Source organism: Pseudomonas sp. SDO55104_S430 (assembly GCF_054070595.1).
Window position 1 is genome coordinate 1 of record NZ_JBSVXG010000262.1, and the last position, 7,311, is coordinate 7,311.

5 protein-coding genes are annotated in these 7,311 nt (G+C 62.2%); all 5 read left to right on the plus strand.

The annotated features are described in order from the left end of the window. Positions 1-96: 96 nt before the first annotated feature. The 5 genes from ACW9JE_RS26895 (at position 97) to ACW9JE_RS26915 (ending at position 7,178) form a co-directional block, all read left to right on the plus strand. The gene (locus ACW9JE_RS26895; RefSeq protein ID WP_457434481.1) at positions 97-864 is read left to right on the plus strand and encodes a class I SAM-dependent methyltransferase; all 768 of its coding nucleotides are present in this window, start codon (positions 97-99) and stop codon (positions 862-864) included. A gap of 71 nt (positions 865-935) precedes the next feature. Then, positions 936-2,018 carry a 3-isopropylmalate dehydrogenase gene (gene leuB / locus ACW9JE_RS26900; protein WP_457434482.1) on the plus strand — a complete coding sequence of 361 codons (1,083 nt, stop codon included), beginning with the start codon at positions 936-938 and terminating at the stop codon, positions 2,016-2,018. A gap of 68 nt (positions 2,019-2,086) precedes the next feature. Beyond that, positions 2,087-3,199 (plus strand): aspartate-semialdehyde dehydrogenase, encoded by a 1,113-nt coding sequence (gene asd, locus ACW9JE_RS26905; protein ID WP_175377544.1) that lies wholly within the window; start codon positions 2,087-2,089, stop codon positions 3,197-3,199. 106 nt (positions 3,200-3,305) lie between these two features. Then, on the plus strand, positions 3,306-4,316 hold the full coding sequence (locus ACW9JE_RS26910) for an aspartate-semialdehyde dehydrogenase (protein ID WP_224533754.1): 1,011 nt from the start codon (positions 3,306-3,308) through the stop codon (positions 4,314-4,316). A gap of 111 nt (positions 4,317-4,427) precedes the next feature. Then, positions 4,428-7,178, plus strand: coding sequence for a FimV/HubP family polar landmark protein (locus ACW9JE_RS26915; RefSeq protein ID WP_457434483.1), 2,751 nt, complete (start codon positions 4,428-4,430; stop codon positions 7,176-7,178). The last annotated feature ends 133 nt before the right edge of the window (positions 7,179-7,311 follow it).

A 7,311-nucleotide genomic window follows, 5' to 3' on the forward strand; every position in this document is an offset into this window, starting at 1 on the left:
GGTTTATGAACACCACAAAACCCTGTGGGAGTGGGCTTGCCCGCGATGAGGCCCGACCAGGCACCCCAAGACTCAACCCCAAAAAGGAAGTCCCCCATGACCAGCACCGCCCAGCACAGTCAGGTAGTCCAGAAGCAATTCGGTGAGCAGGCCGCCGCCTACCTGAGCAGCGCCGTCCACGCTCAAGGCACCGAATTCGCTCTGCTACAGGCTGAAGTGGCAGGCAAGGGCGATGCCCGGGTGCTGGACCTGGGTTGTGGTGCCGGTCACGTGAGTTTTCAGGTGGCGTCTCTGGTCAAAGAAGTGGTGGCCTACGACCTGTCGCAGCAGATGCTCGACGTGGTGGCCGCTGCGGCCGTCGACCGGGGCCTGAGCAACGTGTCTACGGTCAATGGCGCAGCCGAGCGCCTGCCGTTCGCCGACGGCGAGTTCGACTTCGTGTTCAGCCGTTACTCGGCCCACCACTGGAGCGATCTCGGTCTGGCCCTGCGGGAAGTGCGTCGGGTGTTGAAGCCGGGCGGCGTGGCGGCGTTCATCGACGTGTTGTCACCGGGTAGCCCTCTGTTCGACACTTACCTGCAAAGCGTCGAAGTGCTGCGCGACACCAGTCACGTGCGCGATTATTCCGCCGGCGAGTGGTTGCGTCAGGTCAGCGAAGCGGGGCTTCATACCCGCAGCACCAGCCGTCAACGCCTGCGCCTGGAGTACAACTCTTGGGTCGAGCGCATGCGCACACCGCAGGTGATGCGTGCGGCGATCCGCGAATTGCAGCAGTCGATGGGCAACGAAGTACGCGATTATTTTGAGATTGAGGCCGATGGTTCGTTCAGTACCGATGTGCTGGTGCTGATGGCCGAGCGATAAGCGACAAGAGCCAGCGATAGAATTTTTCCGGGCGCGCCTGCGGGCGCACCGACTGATGACATGAGGAAAGCATGAGCAAGCAGATTCTGATTCTCCCAGGCGACGGTATTGGTCCGGAAATCATGGCCGAAGCGGTCAAGGTGCTGGAAGTGGCCAACGACAAGTTCGCCCTGGGCTTCGAACTGAGCCACGACGTGATCGGTGGCGCCGCCATCGACAAGCACGGCGTGCCGCTGGCCGATGAAACCCTGGAACGCGCCCGCGCTGCCGATGCCGTGCTGCTGGGCGCCGTGGGCGGCCCGAAATGGGACACCATCGAGCGTGACATCCGTCCTGAGCGCGGTCTGCTGAAAATCCGTGCGCAACTGGGCCTGTTCGGCAACCTGCGTCCGGCGATCCTGTACCCGCAACTGGCCGAGGCTTCCAGCCTGAAGCCGGAAATCGTCTCCGGCCTGGACATCCTGATCGTTCGCGAGCTGACCGGCGGTATCTACTTCGGTGCGCCACGCGGCACCCGTACCCTGGAAAACGGCGAGCGCCAGTCCTACGACACCCTGCCGTACAGCGAAAGCGAAATCCGTCGCATCGCCCGTGTCGGTTTCGACATGGCCATGGTGCGCAACAAGAAGCTGTGCTCGGTGGACAAGGCCAACGTCCTGGCGTCCAGCCAGCTGTGGCGTGAAATCGTCGAGCAAGTGGCCAAGGACTACCCGGAAGTCGAACTGAGCCACATGTACGTCGACAACGCCGCCATGCAACTGGTGCGCGCGCCGAAGCAGTTCGACGTGATCGTCACCGACAACATGTTCGGCGACATCCTGTCCGACCAGGCCTCGATGCTCACCGGTTCCATCGGCATGCTGCCGTCGGCGTCCCTGGACACCAACAACAAGGGCATGTACGAGCCTTGCCACGGTTCCGCGCCGGACATCGCAGGCCAGGGCATCGCCAACCCGCTGGCGACCATTTTGTCGGTATCGATGATGCTGCGTTACAGCTTCAGCCAGCAGGCTGAGGCCGATGCCATCGAGAAAGCCGTCAGCCTGGTGCTGGATCAGGGCTTGCGCACGGGCGACATCTGGTCGACCGGTTGTACCAAAGTCGGTACGCAGCAAATGGGTGACGCAGTAGTCGCCGCGCTGCGGAATCTGTAATCTCTCGGGCCCGCTGCGATTTTCACCCCCGAAAGCAGCGGCCCACTTTTCAAGAAGGTGTAGTTGCGATGAAACGTGTAGGTCTGATCGGTTGGCGCGGTATGGTCGGTTCCGTGCTCATGCAGCGGATGCTGGAAGAGCAGGATTTCGATCTTATCGAGCCGGTGTTTTTCACCACTTCCAATGTCGGTGGCCAAGGCCCGTCCGTGGGCAAGGACATTGCTCCGCTCAAGGACGCTTACAGCATTGAAGAGCTGAAAACCCTTGACGTGATTCTGACCTGCCAGGGTGGCGACTACACCAGCGAAGTGTTCCCCAAGCTGCGCGAAGCCGGCTGGCAGGGTTACTGGATCGACGCCGCTTCCAGCCTGCGCATGCAGGATGACGCCGTCATCGTTCTGGATCCGGTCAACCGCAAGGTCATCGACCAGCAGCTGGACGCCGGTACCAAGAACTACATCGGCGGCAACTGCACCGTCAGCCTGATGCTGATGGGCCTGGGCGGTCTGTTCGAAGCCGGTCTGGTGGAGTGGATGAGCGCCATGACCTATCAGGCGGCCTCCGGTGCCGGCGCGCAGAACATGCGTGAGCTGATCAAGCAGATGGGTGCTACCCACGCGTCCGTCGCCGATCAACTGGCCGATCCTGCCAGCGCGATCCTCGACATCGACCGTCGTGTGGCCGAAACCATGCGTAGCGACGCGTACCCGACCGAAAACTTCGGCGTACCGCTGGCCGGCAGCCTGATCCCTTGGATCGACAAGGAATTGCCGAACGGCCAGAGCCGTGAAGAGTGGAAAGCCCAGGCCGAGACCAACAAGATCCTCGGTCGTTTCAAGAGCCCGATCCCGGTGGACGGCATCTGCGTACGTATCGGCGCCATGCGCTGCCACAGCCAGGCGCTGACCATCAAGCTGAACAAAGACGTGCCGATGGCCGATATCGAAGGTCTGATCAGCCAGCACAACCCTTGGGTCAAGCTGGTGCCGAACAACCGTGATGTCAGCATCCAGGAGCTGAGCCCGAACAAGGTCACCGGCACCCTGAACATCCCGGTTGGCCGTCTGCGCAAGCTGAACATGGGTTCGCAGTTCCTCGGCGCCTTCACCGTTGGCGACCAGCTGCTGTGGGGCGCGGCCGAACCGCTGCGTCGCATGCTGCGGATTCTGCTCGAGCGTTGATAGACTGAAGCCATGAAAGAACCCGCGCCTTGAGAGAGGTGCGGGTTTTTTTATTCCCACCCACCCGGTAAAGTGCCGCTCCCCCCGTTTCGCCAGAGGTAGAACCATGACCCAGTCCTTTGATATCGCCGTGATCGGCGCCACCGGTACTGTCGGCGAAACGCTGGTACAGATTCTCGACGAACGCGACTTTCCCGTCGGCAACCTGCACCTGCTGGCCAGCAGCGAATCCGCTGGCAGCTCGGTGCTGTTTCGCGGCAAGAACGTGCGGGTGCGGGAGGTCGATGAGTTCGACTTCGCCAAGGTGCAACTGGTGTTCTTCGCCGCCGGTCCGGCGGTAACCCTGAGTTTCGCTTCGCGCGCCACGGCGGCCGGTTGCTCGGTCATTGATCTGTCCGGCGCCTTGCAGGCCGATCAGGCGCCGCAGGTGGTGCCGGAAGCCAATGTCCAGGTGCTGGAAGGCCTGAAAAAGCCGTTCCTGCTCAGCAGTCCCAGCCCGTCGGCCACTACGCTGGCGGTGGTTCTCGCGCCATTGATGGGTTTGCTCGATTTGCAACGCATCAACCTGACGGCGAGCCTGGCGGTATCAACCCAAGGCCGCGAGGCCGTGACCGAGCTGGCGCGGCAGACCGCCGAACTGCTCAACATGCGTCCGCTGGAGCCGAAGTTCTTCGATCGACAGATGGCTTTCAACCTGTTGGCCGAAGTAGGCAAGCCGGACGAACAAGGCCATACGCTGCTGGAAAAACGCCTGGTGCGTGAGCTGCGTCAGGTCATGGCGCTGCCTTCCTTGAAGATTTCTGTCACTTGCATTCAAGCCCCGGTGTTTTTTGGCGATAGCTTTAGCGTGACTCTGCAATCGGCCGGCGAAATCGACCTGGCGAAAGTCAACGCTGCGCTGGAAGACGCTCCGGGTATCGAACTGGTCGAAGCCGGCGATTACCCGACCCCGGTCGGGGATGCGGTAGGGCAGGATGTGGTCTACGTTGGTCGGGTGCGTCATGGTATCGACGACCCGTCGGAACTAAACCTGTGGCTGACGTCAGATAACGTACGCAAAGGCGCTGCGCTCAACGCTGTGCAGCTGGCCGAATTGTTGATAAAAGACAGGCTGTAAAAGATACTTGGCAACAATTTTTCGAATGGTTCCGGGGGGCGCATCTGCCTTGCGGCAGCGGCAATCAATACCTTCTCGCTGGCCGAGGAATGTTCAAACTAAGGATGAGCTATGGTTCAAGTTCGCAAACTGGTGTTAGCAATAGCGGCCGCCTCGGCGCTGTCCTCCGGTATGGCGCATGCCCTCGGGCTCGGGGAACTGACCCTGAAGTCTGCGCAGAACCAGCCGCTGGTGGCGGAAATCGAGTTGCTCGACGTCAAGGAACTCACCGCTGCCGAAGTGGTGCCGAGCCTGGCTTCCCCTGAAGATTTCGCCAAGGCGGGCGTCGACCGCCAGGCGTTTCTCAATGACCTGACGTTCACCCCGGTGCTCAACCCCGGTGGCAAAAGCATCCTGCGTGTAACTTCCAGCAAACCGCTGTCCGAACCGATGGTCAAATTCCTGGTTCAGGTGATGTGGCCCAACGGTCGTCTGCTGCGCGATTACAGCGTGCTGCTCGATCCGTCCAAATTCTCCCCGCAAACCGCTGAAGCGGCTGCGCAGCCGACGCCTCAGACCGGCACCACGCCGGTCACCGGTGCGACCAAGCCGACGCAGTACACCACCACGCCGCGCGATACCCTGTGGGAAATCGCCGCGAAGGCGCGTAATGGCGGTTCGATCCAGCAGACCATGCTGGCCATCCAGGCGCTGAACCCGGATGCGTTCATCGACGGCAACATCAACCGCATGAAAACCGGTCAGGTCCTGCGCCTGCCGGATCAGACGCAAAGCACCAGCCTGCCGCAACCCAAGGCGATCGCCGAAGTGGCCGCGCAGAACACCGCGTGGCGCCAGGGCCGTCGTTATGTGGCCAAGCCGGGCACGGGGCAGCAGCAACTCGACGCCACCAACCGTGGCCGTGGTGACGCGCCGTCGACCCAGGCCGCTCGGGATAACCTCAGCCTGGTTTCTGCCCAGACCGGTGCCCGTGGCAAGGGCGCGGCCGGGGATGCCAAGGCCTTGAGCAACAAGCTGGCGGTCACTCAGGAAAGCCTCGACACGACCCGTCGTGACAACGAGGAACTGAAAAGCCGCATGACCGATCTGCAAAGCCAGCTGGACAAGCTGCAGCGCCTGATCGAGCTGAAGAACAATCAATTGGCCAAGTTGCAGGCCGAAGGCGCCGCAGGTGCTCCGGCGGCCACGCCAGCCCTTGCCGCAGCGACGGCTCCGGCGATCTCCGCTGAACTGGCCGCCGCACCTGCGACAACGCCTGCCGAACCTGCACCTGCAACTCCGGCGCCAGCTGCGGCCGCTCCTGAGACTGCACCGGCTCCGGCCGAACAACCGGTGGAACCGACACCGGCCGCCAATGACGAGCAGTCTTTCAACGAATTGCTGACCAATCCTTGGCTGTTGGGTCTGGCCGGTGGTGGGGTCGTGGTGGCAGCGCTGTTGCTGCTGTTGCTGGCTCGTCGTCGCAAAGCCCAGCAGGAAGCCGAGAAACACCTGCGCATGGCCCGTGCCCTGGCCGAAGAACAGGCGTTTTCTGCGGATCTCGATCTGCCGGAAAGCAGTTTCGAAGGCCTGGAAGTGCCGCCGCCAAGCGTGAAACTCGCTACCGCGCCGGCTCCAGAAACCGCAGCTGCTCCTGCACCAGCTCCGGTGGTTGCCCCGGTGGTCATGACCACGCCAATCGCCGCACCGCTGGTAGCACCTGCCGCCGAACGTTCCAGCGATGTACTGGGCCAGGCTCAGTCGCACATCGACGCCGGTCGTCTGAACCAGGCCGCCGCGCTGCTGGAGGAGGGCGTCAAACTGGAGCCGCAGCGCAGTGATGTGCGCCTGAAGCTGATGGAAGTCTACGGGCAGCAGGGCGACCGCGACGCATTCGTCACCCAGGAGCGTCAGTTGGTGGCCAACGGCGATAACTACGCCCAGGTCGAAAAGCTGAAGAGCCGTTTCCCGGCCATGGCCCTGGTCGCCGCCGGTGGCATCGCCGCTGCGGCCGCCGCTGCCGAGCTGGATGCGCAGTACGTCAAGGATCTGCTGCTGGACGAGCCGGAAGCTTCGGAAGAGCCGCTGCAAGAGCCGCTGCAAGAGCTGCCGCAAGAACCGCAGGAGCCAGCCCCGCTTGATGACGATTTCGACAGCGCCTTCGATCTGAGCCTGGATGACCTGGACAACATCACTCCGGTTGCTGCGGAGCCTGAAGTTCCAGAAGCCGCTGCTCCCGAGGCCGATGCACCCGCTTCAGAGCCCGAAGCGGCGACGCTGGACGAACTGGAAGATTTCCCGCTGGACGACGATCTGAGCTTTGATTCGGTCCTGCAACAACAGACTGAAATCCGCGAAAATCTCGACGACCTGTCGGAATTCGATCTGGACATGGACCTCGGTGCCGAGCCTTCGCCGGCGATCCTGGCCGAAGACGATTTCCTGCTGAGCCTGGATGACGATGTCAAGGATCTGCCTGCTGCCGAAACCCCGGCTGCTTCGGCGGCTCCGGAAGTTACCCTGGATGACCTGGACCTGCCGGCTGATTTCGACTTGTCCCTGGCGGACGAGATGGAGACTCCAGCGGAGCCGGACGCGTTTGCCGCCGAGCTGGACGATGTCAATGCCGAGCTGGATCGCCTGTCCCAGAGCATCAGCGAACCGACCTTCACCGTCGACGACGCCCTGGCGACAGTCAACGACGAGCCGGAATTCGATTTCCTGTCCGGCACCGACGAAGTCGCCACCAAGCTCGATCTGGCCCAGGCCTACATCGACATGGGCGACGAAGACGGCGCCCGCGACATCCTCAATGAGGTGGTGAACGAGGGTGACGCCGGTCAGAAGACCGAAGCCAAGGAAATGCTTTCGCGTCTGGCTTGAGTGGGTTGATGCAAGCAAAACGGCAGCCGGTGAGGCTGCCGTTTTTGTTTGTGCCGTTGGCTTGGGGGGTTCTGGCTGATCGCCTTCGCGGGCAAGCCTCGCTCCTACAGGATTTGTGGTTTACATGGATTTA